Raw genomic sequence first — 15,016 nt, forward strand, 5'->3', positions numbered from 1 at the left:
TGTCTATTCCCGCCATAGAGTAAAGTGTACTTTCTGGTCAATTCCTAATCGTAGTGGGTGACTGCCATGCCGACTGCTCCTATTGCCGTGACCGTGCCAATTCCAGCCTTAACGATCGCCCCGGCCAGGGTGACACGCGGTTGGGGTGCGATCGCCCAGGCAGGAGCAGAACTGGCCCGGTTGGGCAAGCGACCCTTGATCATCGGGGGCGATCGCTCCCTGGCGGCCCTATTACCTCCTTTGCAACCGATCCTGGAGCAAATCGGGGCTAAAAGCACCGCCGCCAATTATTTGCCCGATTGCTGTGAAAGCAGCCTGGAACGCCTGCGCGTGGCGGCCAAGACCCATCGAGCGGACTACCTCATCGGCACCGGCGGCGGCAAGGCCCTGGATGCGGCCAAGCTGGTGGCCCACCAACTAAAAATCCCGATCGCCACGATTCCCAGTTCCGGAGCCACTTGCGCCGCCTGGACAGCCCTCTCGAATGTTTATTCCGAATCGGGAGCGTTTTTGTATGACGTGACGCTCGATCGCTGCCCCGATTTGCTGATTTTGGATTATCAACTGGTGCTGACGGCCCCCACTCGCACCCTGGTGGCGGGCATCGGTGACGCGATCGCCAAATGGTATGAAGCCGCCATCAGCAGCGGGCGCTCTGAACAAACCACGATCGTTGCCGCCGTCCAATCGGCCCGAGTGTTGCGAGATTTGCTATTGCAAAAATCCGCCGAGGCGATCGCCCAACCCGGCGGCCCCCTGTGGCAAGAAGTGGTCGACGCTTCCGTGCTGATGGCCGGGGTGATTGGCGGTTTGGGCGGGGCCCAATGTCGCACCGTGGCCGCCCACGCGATCCACAACGGTCTCACCCACATCAGCGCCAGCCACGGCACGCTGCATGGCGAAAAGGTGGCCCTCGGAATTTTGGCCCAACTGCGGCTCGAAGAAATGATCCAAGGCAGTCAGTTGGCCGCCGCCGCCCGGGCCCAATTGCTGAGTTTTTACGAGGCGATCGGGTTGCCGCGCTGCCTGGAAGACCTGGGCCTTGGGCAAATGACACTTCAGGATTTGAAACAGGCCGCAGAGTTGGCCTGCCATGAGCGATCGGATATTCATCACCTCCCCTTCCCCGTGAGTGCCGACCAAGTGATGGCGGCCCTGGTGTCAACCCTCGCCCCCTGCCGCAGCAGCTTCAGCCCCGATGGCGGGCCGATCGCCGCGGCCCCCATCTACACCGGAGAGGAGGTCACTCAGCCATGAAAATTCAACCAGCCGATCGCCTGCGCGTCCTACCACAATACGTTTTTGCTCGCCTTGACGAACTGAAAGCCCGCGCCCGGGAACAGGGCCTAGATTTGATTGATTTGGGCATGGGCAACCCCGACGGCCCCGCGCCCGCCCCGGTCATTGCCGCCGCCAAAGAAGCCCTCGACAATCCCAACGGCCACGGTTACCCCCCCTTTGAAGGCAACGCCAGCTTTCGACGCGCCATCACCGATTGGTATGAGCGGCGCTATGGCGTAAAGCTCAATTCCGACAGCGAAGCACTGCCCCTGTTGGGTTCCAAGGAGGGCCTAACCCACCTGGCGCTGGCCTACATCAATCCGGGCGACACCATTCTTGTTCCTAGCCCTGCCTATCCTCCCCATTTCCGGGGGCCCCTGCTGGCCGGCGCTGATCTGTACACGATCATGCTCAAGGCAGAACAGGATTGGCTGATTGATTTTGGTTCCATCCCGGACGACGTGGCCGATCGCGCCAAAATTCTCTACTTCAACTACCCCAGTAACCCCACCGCCGCCACTGCCCCCCGCGAGTTCTACGAGGAAGCCGTGGCCTTTGCCCGCAAGCACGAGATTCTGTTGGTTCACGATCTCTGCTATGCCGAGCTGGCCTTTGATGGCTATCAACCCACCAGCTTGCTGGAAATTCCGGGCGCGAAGGAGATTGGTGTGGAATTCCACACCCTCTCGAAAACCTACAACATGGCCGGCTGGCGGGTTGGTTTTGTGGTGGGGAACACGGAGATTGTCCAGGGGTTGCGCACCCTGAAAACCAATTTGGACTACGGCATCTTTTCAGCCCTGCAAAAGGCGGCGGAAACAGCCCTTTCGATGCCTGATACCTACCTGACGGAGGTGCAAACACGCTATCGATCGCGCCGGGATTTCCTAGTGGAGCGGTTTAACCAATTGGGTTGGTCTCTGAAGCCCACCCGCGCCACCATGTACCTGTGGGTTCCCTGCCCGCCGGGTCTGACTTCTACGGATTTTGCCCTTTCGGTGTTGGAGCAAACGGGCGTTGTTTTCACACCGGGGAATGCTTTTGGCCCGGGGGGCGAAGGCTATGTGCGGGTCAGCTTGATTTGCGACTTGCCCCGATTGGGTGAAGCGCTCGATCGCCTGGCTGCCGCTGGGATTCACTACGACATGGCCGCCACAACGGTTTAAAACGGTTTAATTGGAAATTGCCAAAATTCTAAAACCACCCAACTTCAGCAAAGTTCAGCAAAGTAAAGAGTACGCAAAGGGTGCGTACTCTTAAAATCATCTAAAAAATTCCTGCAACGTTGTCCCAAGTTCACCACCCCAGCGGGGGATGCGATCGAGACTCCCGGCAAGACAACTTAGCCAACCAGCAAAGATGCGCTAATTCAGCCAAGCCAACTTCAACCAACATCAAAAGCCGTGGCTTAGTAAGCCAAGCCCATGCTGCGGGTGGTTTCGCCGCCCAGATAAACACGGATGCTCAAGAAGTCGGTGGGGCAAGCGGTTTCGCAACGCTTGCAACCCACGCAATCCTCGGTGCGGGGCGAGGAAGCAATCTGAGCGGCCTTGCAGCCATCCCAGGGAACCATCTCCAGCACGTCGGTGGGGCAAGCGCGCACGCATTGGGTGCAGCCAATGCAGGTGTCGTAAATTTTTACCGAATGAGACATTGAAGCAATACTCCCTTCGATTCCTTGGTTTGAAGTAAACGGCGATCGTGCCGAGAATCCGTTGAAATCACCGTTCAGTGTATCTTGCGAGTTTTGGTGGCTTCCTTGAAGGTTGCAAAAATTTAAAGTTGGTAAACCAAGCTTGACGGCGGGGGCCAGTCATTGTGGGTCGTTTGGGGGCCGATTCCCGCCGGGGTCGATCGCCCGTCGCCGGGGGCTGATGCCTAAGCCAGACCCAGCTTTTGGAGTGCTGGGCGCGTGGAAACAATGTGGCGATCGAGGCCTAAATCGCGCGGGGCCAGGCCCAATGCCAGGCCAATCAGTTGCGGCAGATGCAGCACCGGGATGTTGAGCGATCGCCCGGTCACTTTTGCCACTTCCGGTTGTCGGGAATCGAGGTTGAGATGACAAAGGGGACAGGGTGTGACCAGGCAGTCGGCCCCCGCTGCGATCGCCTCGGTAAGGTGGGTTCCCGCCAACTGGAAGGAGGTCTCAGTGGCATAGCTGGCCAGGGGCCAACCGCAGCATTGGGTGCGCCCACGGTAGTCGATCGCCCCAGCGCCCAAGGCCGCAAAAATTTGCTCCATCGATCGGGGGTTGTCGGCGTTGTCGTAACGATTGAACGACTGGGCCCGCAGCAAATAGCAACCATAAAAGGCGGCGCAGTTGAGGCCGGCCAGTTGGCGGGTCACCCGCTGGGCGATCGCCTCAATGCCATAGTCGGCCACTAGGGCCCAGAGCAAATGCTTCACCTCCGTGGAACCCCGATAGGGCAAGCAACCCTGATCCGACAGCAGGCCATTAACCTGTTGGAAATAGTCCGGTTGTCGATCACGGGCGGTTTTGAGTCGCTCATCCACATGGCCAATCACCCCTTGGCAGGTGCTGCAATGGGTCAGCATCGGTAAATCCAAGGCCTCGGCCAGGGCAATGTTGCGAGCATTGACCGTATCTTCAAGCAGTTGGGATTCTTCCTTGAACGTGCCTGACCCACAACAGGCGGCCGCCGTCAATTCCACCAGTTCAATGCCTAAAACACGGGCGATCGCGGTGGTGGATTGGTGCAACTCGCCACAGGCCCCCTTGGCCACACAGCCCGGGTAGTAGGCATATTTCAGCTTGCCCGATCGACCCTGTAGCGGCTGGCGATCGGGAAAAGAACCGGTCGATCGCGATGTCGTCGGTGTTCCACTCTGGGCAACAACCATCGTTAAATTACTCCCAAGGGTTAATCAAACGCCCATTCACTTCATTGCCAATCACGTCATTGCCGATCGTGGCCACTGCCGAATCATGAGCCATCGATTACGTGACAACACATGACAACCGAATCGCGGCAGCCGAATCGTGGCAGCCGAATCGCGGCAGCCGAATCGTGGCAACTAAGGCATGGCAACTCAGTCATGGCGCTGTCATGGTTGATGGTTCTGAGTTTAAAGGGCGCGACTGGGGTTTAGGGCAAATCTTTTGGATTCTGTTCCATTCTGAGCCAGTTGCTTGGTTTCAGTATCTGTACCTTGATCCCACCCCAGAATTTCTGCCCCGCCAAGTCAACCCAAACCGCCCACCGCTTCGCATTGGACTGCGGGGAGCAATCGCCCGTAGAATCTCACCCGCAACGGCCGCTTTCCGATAAGATGAAGGAATGCTTAGATGCGCCCTCATCGGTGACCCGTCTCGATGCCCCTTGGTCGCGGCCTGGTTATCGTCATCTTCGAGCCAGCCGACTGCCTCGCTGCGGTCTATTCAGACGCAAGCCGACTGAGCCGGATGCAAGGCCCGCCTGCTCACCTTCTCGATCGCAGCATTTTCAGAGTTTTCAACGGCTCAGATCTGTTGTCGGATCGATCATTGCACCCCCGTTGTGCGACGATAACCCTCACCCCGTCAGACTAGAACCTGGGCGGCTTGGGGGGCTGTCCAATAGGAGTCATCATGTCAGCTCTAATTTTCGAAAAAGTTAAAAAAATCGTAGCCGATCAGCTCAGCGTTGAGGATGAAAAGGTCGTACCGGAAGCTAGCTTTAGCAACGACCTGGGTGCAGACTCCCTGGACACCGTTGAGTTAGTCATGGCCCTCGAAGAAGAATTTGATATCGAAATTCCTGACGAAGCGGCTGAGAAAATCACCACCGTGCAAGAAGCGGTTGACTATATCCTCGCTCAACAATCTTAGTTATTGCAGCCCGATCGCCCACTGACGGCTCGTAGACCTCTCGTGCTGGGTTTGCAGACCTCCAGACTGTTATCACCATGACCAGTTCCAACCGCGTTGACACCCCTGTGGCAAGCGCTGCCGGTGCGGCCCCCGCTGACGAACCCCGTCGGCGCGTTGTCGTCACCGGTCTGGGCGCAATTACCCCCATTGGCAACACCCTCAGTGAATATTGGGATGGGCTAATGGCGGGGCGTAACGGCATTGGGCCGGTTACGCTGTTTGATGCCTCACGCCACGACTGCCGAATTGCCGGCGAACTGAAGGACTTTGATCCGCTGCAATACATCGATCGCAAAGATGCCAAGCGGATGGATCGGTTCACGCAAATCGCGGTTTGTGCCAGTAAGCAAGCCGTTGCAGATGCCCAGTTCGTGATCAACGACCTGAACGCTGAGCAGGTTGGGGTGTTAATCGGAACCGGCATTGGGGGACTGAAGGTTCTCGAAGACCAGGTGGAAGTGCTACTCCATCGTGGGCCCGATCGATGCAGCCCCTTCATGATTCCCACCATGATTGCCAATATGGCCGCTGGTCTGACGGCAATCCAACTGGGGGCCAAGGGGCCAAACTCTTGCACGGTGACAGCTTGCGCGGCGGGATCCAACTCGATCGGGGATGCGTTCCGACTCGTGCAGCGAGGCTATGCCCAGGCGATCGTGTGCGGCGGCTCAGAAGCAGCCATCACACCGCTGGGGATGGCCGGCTTCGCAGCCATGAAGGCCATGTCCACCCGCAACGATGATCCCACCCGCGCCAGCCGTCCCTTTGACCAAGGACGCGACGGCTTCGTCATGGGCGAAGGGGCCGGGATTCTGTTGCTTGAAGAACTGGATCACGCCCTCAGCCGGGGAGCCAAAATTTACGCGGAAATCATCGGCTACGGGATGACCTGCGATGCGTACCACATGACGGCTCCAGTTCCCGGCGGGGAAGGCGCAGCCCGAGCCATTCGCTTGGCCATGAAGGATGCAGGCATCACTCCCAACCAAGTGAACTACATCAACGCCCACGGAACCAGCACCCCCGCCAACGATTCCACGGAAACAGCGGCCATCAAAGCGGCTTTGGGTGAAGACGTGGCTTCCAAGGTGGCCATTAGCTCTACCAAGTCCATGACTGGCCACCTCCTGGGTGGCTCCGGTGGTATTGAAGCAGTGGCGACGGTTATGGCGATCGTCCATAACAAGGTTCCGCCAACCATTAACCTGGATGATCCTGACCCCGCTTGCGATTTGGACTATGTGCCCAATCAAGCAAGGGAAATGCCAGTGGAAGTGGCCCTGTCAAATTCCTTTGGCTTTGGTGGTCACAACGTGACGCTCGCCTTCCGTAAATATCGCGGCTAGGATTTTTCCTAGCATCGCGATCGACTGGAATGCAAGGGAGTTCAAACTGAATTTGGCGCTCAGTTCGGCGCAATCCGTAGGGGTAGGTTCCCAGAACCCACCCCTATCGATTTGGTGGAATTAATTCGGTGAAATTAATTCGATCGATTCGGTGAATTGCTAGATTTCGCCATCAAATGCGATCAAACAAGGCCCGATAAACCGGTAAGCCTTGATCCAAAACCGATTTTTCCCGTTCGGTGGGAATCGGTAACGGATTTTGCGTCAACCAAGGAAGGGAATGGGTGAGCCGAAAAGCCGCATGTTCACAGAAGCGATCGCGCATTTCGATCGCCACTTCTTCGATGTCTGATTGCACAAAAACCTGTGCTCCCAAGGGTAAAAACTCCGCCAAATCCTTGACCAAGCTGGGTTGCACGACCCGGCGCTTTTGGTGGCGTTTTTTGAACCAAGGATCGGGAAATTGAATCGTTACCCGCTGCACAATTCCTGGGGGCAAGGATGCCAACAGAGGACGAATTGAGCGATTGGCATTACAAGGCAAATACCGCACATTTTCGAGGCCGCGTTCTTCGGCCCAGCGGTTGGCTTGATGCACCAAGGGTTCGCGAATTTCGAGGCCCAAAAAGTTCCAGGTTGGCTCTTGGGCCCCCATGGCTAAAATGAAATGCCCCTTCGCACAGCCAATGTCGAGATGAAGGGGCCGATCGAGTTGGCGAAACAGTTGCGACCAATTGGGGGGTTCGATCGCCCGATCATAATGGCGACTGAGGGGATTGACATGCTCACGAACACGCACCAAGGCCACGGGAGGTTTCCTCAACTCAAAACCTCCCGATCCTACCGCTTCAATTGAATGCGATCGCGATCGGGAGCAAGATTTTGGAAAGTTGAGGGAAGTCCCCGCAATAAGAACGTGATGAGAGCGCAATGGGACTGGCGAAATCCGGCATTCACGCCCTACACCAATTCCCTAAACCGCCAGGAATTGTTGGATGGTTTCGTTGCTGAGTTCGCTCGTGTCACCGGAGGCCACCATTGAGCCTTTTTGCATGGCGTAGTAGTGATTAGCCTTGCGCACAAAGTGCAAGTGCTGTTCCACTAACAACACCGCAATGCCGGTCGATCGAATGATATGTTGCACCGCTTCTTCAATCTGCAACACGATCGAAGGTTGAATCCCTTCCGTGGGTTCATCCAGCACCAAAAGTTTCGGTTTGCCCATCAAAGCCCGCCCGATCGCCAGTTGCTGTTGTTGACCGCCGGACAGATCGCCCCCCATCCGATTCAGCATGGTTTTCAACACCGGAAATAGATCAAAAATTTCTTCAGGAACCGTTAAGTCTTTGGCGTTTGCTCCGGCGCGATCGGTTCCTCGGCAAGCTTCCAGACCCAACAGCAGGTTTTCCCGCACCGTCAGCCGGGGAATGATATCGCGACCTTGGGGCACATAACCAATGCCCAACTTTGCTCGGCGATCGGGAGACAAATGGGCGATCGGAGAATCAGCCAGGGCGATCGCGCCGCTCCGAGGCGGCAGCAGGCCCACAATGGTTTTCAAGAGTGTTGTTTTTCCCACCCCATTCCGACCAATTAAGCAAGTCATTTCCCCTTCGCGCACGGTCATATCCACGTCGCGCAGAATATGACTTTCACCGTAATAAACATTCAAGCCCGAAACCTTCAACATCCCCAGTCCTCCATCTCAATTACTTGGGTCTTTTCTAGGGGCAATTGCCAGATCCCTAGTCCTCGTCTTCTTTGCCCAAATAGACTTCAATCACCCGTTCATCGCTTTGCACTTCATCCATCGTGCCTTCAAACAGCAATGATCCCTCATGTAAAACCGTCACTGTACGGGCAATTTGCCGCACAAATTCCATATCATGCTCAATCACAATGATTGAATGAACTTCCGCCAAAGAAATCAATAATTCTCCCAGTTGGTAGGTTTCTTCGTCGGTTAAACCGGCCGCCGGTTCATCCACCAACAAAAGATCGGGCGATTGAGCAACCAACATGCCAATTTCTAGCCGTTGTTTTTCCCCATGGGAGAGCAGGGCCGCCGGTAATTGGGCTTTGCTGGTGAGTCCTAGGGTTTCCAAGAGCTGGGCAACGGACTGTCGTTCCGATCGCAGGGGTTTCCGAAACAAACTATGGAGCACGCCTTTTTGGGGATTGCCCGACAGTTCCAAATTTTGGGCCACGGTCAAGTTTTGATAAACCCGAGGCGTTTGGAATTTGCGACCAATACCCAAGCGCGCAATTTCGTATTCACTGCGCCCTTTGAGACTGCGGCCCTTAAACAACACATCCCCTTGGGTGGGCTTGACCTTGCCCGTGATTGTGTCCAAAAACGTGGTTTTTCCTGCACCGTTGGGCCCAATCACCACCCGCAATTCGCCGGGGGCCATGCTGAAGGTTAGGTTATTCAGGGCCTTGAATCCATCAAAGTTGACGGTCAGGTTTTGAATGGCGAGGATTGGCTGAGCCGCCGCCGTCGGCAGATCCAAAGAATGGGTCATGATTTATCCTGCAATTCTTCGCGCTCAAATTGAACTTCGGGATCGGTTTCCAAGCTGGGATAGGTGGCAACCGGCTGGGGCGATCGACCGATCAATCGGTTGATTAAATCCATGCCAGAGGTCTTGAGCCAACCAACAATGCCGTCGGGCAACACCATCACCACCAAAAGGAACAAGCCCCCTTGGAAAAAGAGCCAAATTGCTGAGAATTGTTCACTCAAAAGGCTTTTGGCAAAGTTCACCAACACCGCTCCCACAATTGCGCCCAGGAGCGTGGCACGCCCGCCGACGGCCACCCAAATCACCATCTCGATCGAGAAGGGAATATCCATGGTTTTGGGCGACACAATTCCCGATTGCAGGGTAAATAATGCCCCTGCCAACCCCGCCAGGGCCGCAGAAACCGCAAACACCACCACCTTAAAACCCGTGGGGTTGTAGCCAGAAAAACGCACCCGAGGTTCATCGTCCCGAATGGCGATCAGGAGTCGCCCAAAGCGGCCAGAAATGAGCCAACGACAAACCAAATAGGCAACCACCAATCCACCAACCGTGATGAAATAGATGATTTTTTGGGTTCCTGGGGATGAAATATCAAAGCCCAGAAATTGCCCAAAATTGGTTAGCCCATTGGTACCGTTAATTAACTTTTGCTGACCATTGAAAAAATTGAAGAAAACAATGGTCGCCGCCTGGGTCAGAATGGAGAAATAAACGCCTCGAATTCGGTTCCGAAACACCAAATAGCCCAGAATACTAGCGGCAACCATGGGAACGGCAACCATGCCAACCAAAGTTACCGGAAAGTTATAGAACGGTTGCCAAAACCAAGGCAGTTCCGTCACCCCATACAGGGACATAAACTCTGGCAATTTCACCGTGGCATCGGGCGGAATTTGTACTAGCTTCAGGTGCATGGCCAAGGCATAGCCACCCAGGGTAAAAAACACCCCATGTCCCAAGCTCAACAGACCCGTATAGCCCCAGATCAGGTCAATACCCAAGGCCACGATCGCCAGGGATAGATAGCGACCCAGAAGGTTCAGGCGAAAATCCGACAGCAACAGTGGGATCAAAAGCGCCACAATGAGGAGAACAATGGCTGCCCAATCCTCCGAACTGAGGGGAATTGATCGCTGTTTTCGGGTTGAAGGTAAAGATCCCATACTCACATCCCGCAATGAGGATTGTCGTTAGCAATTGCTGCAATTCTCGAATTGGAATTTGAGAATCGAAACTAAAGAATCAAAGCTGGCAAAACGCACAATCTGGAGAAATGGATAAGCCGCAAAACATTTCCCAGATTGCTGTTTAGGACTCGACCGTCCGTCCTTTTTGGGGGAAAAGACCGCCTGGACGCACTTGCAAAAAGACGATGATGGCGGCAAAGACCATCACCTTAGCCATGCTGGCGGTGGCAAAGAAGTTGAAGAACTCCGCAAGGGGTGGAATCTTCTCGAACACAGCGGCCAGGGTTCCGGAACCAATCAGGAAACTCGCAGTACCAATGGCCAACGCGGCGACGATCGAGCCAACCAGTTTGCCAACACCACCCACCACCACCACCATGAAGGTATCAACGATGTAGTTTTGGCCGGTGTTGGGCCCCACGGAACCCAACAGGGCGATCGCGCTGCCCGCAATTCCCGCCAGCCCGGAACCGAGGGCAAAGGTCAAGGAATCGACGGTGTTGGTGGCAATGCCCAAGCAGGCACTCATGCTGCGATTTTGGGTAACGGCACGGATGCGCAGGCCCCAGAGCGATCGATTCAGGAACCAATACAGGCCAAAGAGGCAAAGAATCGTTAGGGCAATGATGAACAATCGGGTGGAAGGTAATTGCGAATCCCCGATCGGAATCCCGCCCCGCAACCACCGGGGAGCCGTCACGTCCACGTTTTGGGCCCCGAACCAGGGCTTGGTGACTGTTAACTTAAATTGTTGAGCTAACAGGCTGCCCACGGCGATCGAAATCCCCGCTGAAACCGGCAACAAAATGCTCAGGGCCTGGGTTTTGATGGCCACCCAATTGGCGCGTTTACCCAACAGCCCCCAAGCCCCAAAAAAGAGGGCACAAAACAGCACCAGCCCGATCGCCATCACCCAATTAATGCTGCGCACAAACTGCTGCAACATCAGGCTCACCCCCCAGGTGGCCAACAGGGTTTCCAGAGGGCGACCGTAGAGAAATCGCACCACCCCCCGTTCCAAAATTACCCCCGCGATCGCTGTCACAATAAAAGCAGCAATCAGCGCTGGGAAAATATAAATTTCAAACGCCCCCTCACCGAAGGATTTGAACAGATTCTGAACCAAAAACGTTGTGTAGGCTCCGAGCATCATCAGCTCGCCGTGGGCCATATTAATCACACCCATTAGCCCAAACACAATCGCCAGGCCTAATGCTGCAATGAGCAACACGGAGCCAATGCTAATTCCGCTAAAAATGGCATCAAGCATCTCAAGAACTGGGTTGAGTGTGCGGGTGAAATAAACCTCATTACCGTAGTCCTTCAACAACAAAGGGGCAGTGACGACTTGGCCGACTGCCCCTTGGCTGCTGTAGAACCGATGCCTATGCAGTGGCTATTGCCCGCCAAGCATCATCAGGGTTACAAAGATCAAATGGCTTAGATCTTGTACTTGCCGCCCTTCTTCGGATCCGACCAGTCGCAAGCGAAGCCCTTGGTTTCAGCCACAAATTGGTTCCAGGGCACCGGCTCGATCGCCTTATCCGTTGAAAACACGACCTTGAATTGACCGCTCTTTTCAATTTCGCCAATCCGCACCACCTTCGACAGGTGATGGTTAGCGTTCATGGTCACCATGCCTTCTGGGGCATCGAAGGTTTGACCATAGGCAGCCGCCCGCACTTTTTCCAGGTCATCGGCGGTCTTCGCCTTTTCAACGGCTTGCTTCCACAGATAAACGGCAATGTAGGCCGCTTCCATGGGGTCATTCGTAACGCGATCGGGGCCGTATTTAGCCTTGAATGCATCCACGAATTTCTTGTTCGCCGGAGAATCCACCGACATGAAATAGTTCCAAGCGGCGTAGTGGCCTTCCAGGTATTCCACCCCGATCGCTTTCACTTCTTCTTCCGCAATACTCACGGACATTGAAGGATATTTGTCAGGGCCCAAACCAGCCCCTTGCAACTGCTTGAAGAATGCAACATTGCTGTCACCATTCAAGGAGTTGAAGATTACGCCACCGTTGGGTAGAGCGCTGCGAATTTTGGTGATGATGGGCGTAACTTCCGTGCCGCCCAGGGGAATGTAATCCTCACCAACAACTTTGCCACCCAGCTTTTCCACTTGGGCTTTGATGATCGTGTTGGCAGTTCTCGGGAAAACGTAGTCAGAACCGACCAGGAAGAATTCTTTACCTTTGTTTTTGAACAGCCACTCAACGGCCGGTTCAATCTGTTGGTTCGGCGCAGCGCCCGTGTAGAAGATGTTTTGGGAACATTCCTGCCCCTCATACTGCACGGGATACCAAAGCATGTGCTTCTTCTCCTCGAAGACCGGCAGCACTGCCTTGCGGCTGGCAGAGGTCCAGCAACCAAAAATGGTGACCACCTTGTCTTGGTCAATCAGCTTCTTCGCCTTTTCTGCGAAGGTGGGCCAATCAGAGGCTCCATCTTCCACAACCGGCTCGATTTGCTTGCCCAGGACACCGCCGGCCTTATTGATCTCTTCGATCGCCAGCAGTTCAGCATCAATCACGCTCTTTTCACTGATCGCCATCGTGCCGCTCTGGGAATGCAGAACGCCGACTTTGATCGTGTCACCACTAGCAGCGGGAGATCCGGCGGGGCTAGCCCCGGGGCTAGGGCTGCCCGGCGATGGAGCGCTTTCCGGGGCTTGGCCACAGGCCTTGAGTAAAACACTGGCACTCAGGGCAGCGGAGCCGTAAAACAGAAATTTACGGCGATTAAATTGACCGGACATTGTATTGTTTTACACTCCTCAGCTTTGCGTAAAAATCAGTTACAAACCCCGCTTATTGCCTGGATAAAGGACTCAAAAAAGCCCTGGCTTGTCCCGATTTTAGCGTCATCCTAGGGCGCTGAAATATAGGTCGTTGTATCTGAGGATACAGAAAAAATTTTTCCTGCTTTTCTGAAAGTCCTGAGGGGGGCGAGTTTCAACGGGGGCCATCATCACAGACCCTAATTGTCGCTATTCGATAACTTGGATATTGTGCTGTTTTGAAAAAAACGTTATAACCGATACTTAACCAAATCCTCACTGATTATTTACTATCAGGATCAGCTTGTTCGCCGTTGTTTACAAGGGTGATGAGCTGAGTGAGGATTTACTAAAGTTTTGGTGTGAGGATAGATCGTGTTGAAAAGTCGCTATGGAATCCTGATGGCCGCCTTGGCCATTTCGGGTGGGGCAATGTTGGGCACGGCCGATCGCGCGGCTGCTGAAAGTCCGGTTGGGGTGAACGCCTCCACGGAAGCCACGCTGCTCGGGTCGATCGACTCGGAAATGGCGCTGGATCAAGTCACTTCCGTTTCGCAACTGTCGGATGTACAGCCCACCGATTGGGCATTCCAAGCATTGCAGTCCCTGGTGGAGCGCTACGGCTGTATTGCGGGCTATCCCGATGGCACGTTCAAGGGCAACCGCCCCCTCAGCCGCTACGAGTTCGCCGCTGGTTTGAATGCTTGCCTCGATCGGATCAATGACCTGATCAAGGCCGCCACGGACCCGCTGGCCACCAAGGAAGATTTGCGGAAACTGCAAAAGCTGCAAGAAGAATTTGCCGCTGAGTTGGCAGCCCTGCGCGGCCGGGTTGATTCCCTGGAAGCACGCACCTCAGAACTGGAAGCCAACCAGTTTTCAACCACCACCAAGCTGTCCGGTCAGGTAATCTTCGGAATGCAGGGTGGCACGCTCACGGGCGACGACAGCGACGATAGTGGCGCAGAAAACGTCACCTTCAGCCAACGGACGCGGTTGCTGTTGGTCACGAGCTTCACCGGCAAGGACAAGCTGTTCACCCGTTTGGAATCCAACAGCGTTCGTAGCCCCCTGAACGATGTGACGGGGCTAACTAACCTCAGCTATGGCAACGGTTCCGATACGAACTTCCGCCTGACCTTCTTGGCCTATGAGTTCCCCCTGAGCGATCGCGCCACGGCGATCGTGGGTCAAGATTTGCTGCTCGAAGATGCCCACCCGGTTCACACCCCCCTCTATGGCGGCGGAAATGGAGCCATTAGCGCTTTTGCCGACTTGAACCCGATCTATCGCCAGCCCACCTACGGTGGTGCGGGGATTCGTTGGCGGGCTAGCGACAACTTCACGGTGGCCGCACTCTACTCGGCCGGCAACTCCGCCAGCCCCGATGAGGGTCGCGGTTTGTTTGACGGTAGCTACAGCGCCAGCGTCAGCTTGAACTACACCAGCTCAGACGATCGCTTCTCGGCCGGTCTGCTTTACGCCCACTCCTACTACTCTCGGGTTGATCGCCCCTTCAACGTCCTGGGCGGCTCGGGCACGAAGAACACCTTCAACTTGTTCAAGGGTGACTCCTTCGACAGCGACAACATTGGCTTCCAAACCCAATACCGCTTCTCGGAGCACTTCGGAATGCACGGCTTCTTCGGCTACACCTGGGCCGACAGCCTGAACAACGATGATGCAAATGCCGACATCCTGACTTGGGGTGTGGGCTTCACCTTCCCCGACCTGGGCAAGGAAGGCAGCATGGGCGCACTGACGGTGGGTCAACCGCCGACGGTGGTGAATGCCGACGGCGTTGATGAAGACGACAACACGCCGATTCTGGTGGAAGCCATGTACAAGTTCGCCCTCAACGACAACATCTACCTGACTCCGGGTGTGGTGGCTGTGTTTGATGCCAACGACAACGGTGATACGGCTGTGATGGGCGTACTGCGCACCGAGTTCAAGTTCTAGAACTGGCCTCGTTGCCGCCACTGCCAGGCCTGCCGATGGCGTGATCAGGTGTGGTTG

General features: G+C 55.3%; 13 protein-coding genes. 5 read left to right on the forward strand and 8 right to left on the reverse strand.

The genetic code is table 11. From position 1 onward, the window contains the following. Positions 1–66 precede the first annotated feature (66 nt). Both AMR42_RS04790 and AMR42_RS04795 read left to right on the forward strand, forming a co-directional pair. Positions 67–1,257 carry an iron-containing alcohol dehydrogenase family protein gene (locus tag AMR42_RS04790; protein WP_099532328.1) on the forward strand — a complete coding sequence of 397 codons (1,191 nt, stop codon included), beginning with the start codon at positions 67–69 and terminating at the stop codon, positions 1,255–1,257. Further along, positions 1,254–2,447, forward strand: coding sequence for an aspartate aminotransferase (locus AMR42_RS04795; protein WP_099532329.1), 1,194 nt, complete (start codon positions 1,254–1,256; stop codon positions 2,445–2,447). Before AMR42_RS04790 ends, AMR42_RS04795 begins: the two co-directional genes overlap by 4 nt. 242 nt (positions 2,448–2,689) lie before the next feature. On the opposite strand, the gene psaC is transcribed toward AMR42_RS04795, so the two are convergent. Next, complete coding sequence (gene psaC, locus AMR42_RS04800; protein WP_099532330.1) at positions 2,690–2,935, reverse strand: photosystem I iron-sulfur center protein PsaC; 246 nt, start codon at positions 2,933–2,935, stop codon at positions 2,690–2,692. Positions 2,936–3,159: 224 nt separating this feature from the next. Then, a complete protein-coding gene (locus tag AMR42_RS04805) occupies positions 3,160–4,143 on the reverse strand; it encodes a CoB--CoM heterodisulfide reductase iron-sulfur subunit B family protein (protein WP_099532331.1) in 984 nt (327 codons plus the stop codon). Between the two features lie 724 nt (positions 4,144–4,867). On the opposite strand from AMR42_RS04805, the gene acpP reads away from it, so the two are divergent. Beyond that, the gene (gene acpP / locus AMR42_RS04810; RefSeq protein WP_099532356.1) at positions 4,868–5,110 is read left to right on the forward strand and encodes an acyl carrier protein; all 243 of its coding nucleotides are present in this window, start codon (positions 4,868–4,870) and stop codon (positions 5,108–5,110) included. Positions 5,111–5,187: 77 nt separating this feature from the next. Next, on the forward strand, positions 5,188–6,498 hold the full coding sequence (gene fabF / locus AMR42_RS04815; protein ID WP_099532332.1) for a beta-ketoacyl-ACP synthase II: 1,311 nt from the start codon (positions 5,188–5,190) through the stop codon (positions 6,496–6,498). Positions 6,499–6,670: 172 nt separating this feature from the next. Here fabF and trmB read toward each other — a convergent pair whose 3' ends face one another. The 6 genes from trmB to urtA all read right to left on the reverse strand — a co-directional run bounded on the left by trmB (position 6,671) and on the right by urtA (position 12,976). Then, on the reverse strand, positions 6,671–7,306 hold the full coding sequence (gene trmB, locus AMR42_RS04820; protein WP_099532333.1) for a tRNA (guanosine(46)-N7)-methyltransferase TrmB: 636 nt from the start codon (positions 7,304–7,306) through the stop codon (positions 6,671–6,673). A 165-nt stretch (positions 7,307–7,471) separates the two neighbouring features. After that, complete coding sequence (urtE, locus tag AMR42_RS04825; RefSeq protein WP_099532334.1) at positions 7,472–8,188, reverse strand: urea ABC transporter ATP-binding subunit UrtE; 717 nt, start codon at positions 8,186–8,188, stop codon at positions 7,472–7,474. A gap of 55 nt (positions 8,189–8,243) precedes the next feature. Further along, entirely contained in the window at positions 8,244–9,023 is a 780-nt protein-coding gene (urtD, locus tag AMR42_RS04830) for an urea ABC transporter ATP-binding protein UrtD (protein ID WP_099532335.1), read from the reverse strand. Continuing rightward, positions 9,020–10,189, reverse strand: coding sequence for an urea ABC transporter permease subunit UrtC (gene urtC, locus AMR42_RS04835; protein ID WP_099532336.1), 1,170 nt, complete (start codon positions 10,187–10,189; stop codon positions 9,020–9,022). The genes urtD and urtC overlap by 4 nt, the downstream gene beginning before the upstream one ends. A 145-nt stretch (positions 10,190–10,334) precedes the next feature. After that, positions 10,335–11,483, reverse strand: coding sequence for a branched-chain amino acid ABC transporter permease (locus tag AMR42_RS04840; RefSeq protein ID WP_099532337.1), 1,149 nt, complete (start codon positions 11,481–11,483; stop codon positions 10,335–10,337). A gap of 170 nt (positions 11,484–11,653) precedes the next feature. After that, on the reverse strand, positions 11,654–12,976 hold the full coding sequence (gene urtA, locus AMR42_RS04845; RefSeq protein ID WP_099532338.1) for an urea ABC transporter substrate-binding protein: 1,323 nt from the start codon (positions 12,974–12,976) through the stop codon (positions 11,654–11,656). A 396-nt stretch (positions 12,977–13,372) separates the two neighbouring features. On the opposite strand from urtA, the gene AMR42_RS04850 reads away from it, so the two are divergent. Then, the gene (locus tag AMR42_RS04850) at positions 13,373–14,959 is read left to right on the forward strand and encodes an iron uptake porin (protein ID WP_099532339.1); all 1,587 of its coding nucleotides are present in this window, start codon (positions 13,373–13,375) and stop codon (positions 14,957–14,959) included. Positions 14,960–15,016: the final 57 nt, after the last annotated feature.

It is taken from the genome of Limnothrix sp. PR1529 (assembly GCF_002742025.1).
Classification (GTDB): domain Bacteria; phylum Cyanobacteriota; class Cyanobacteriia; order CACIAM-69d; family CACIAM-69d; genus CACIAM-69d.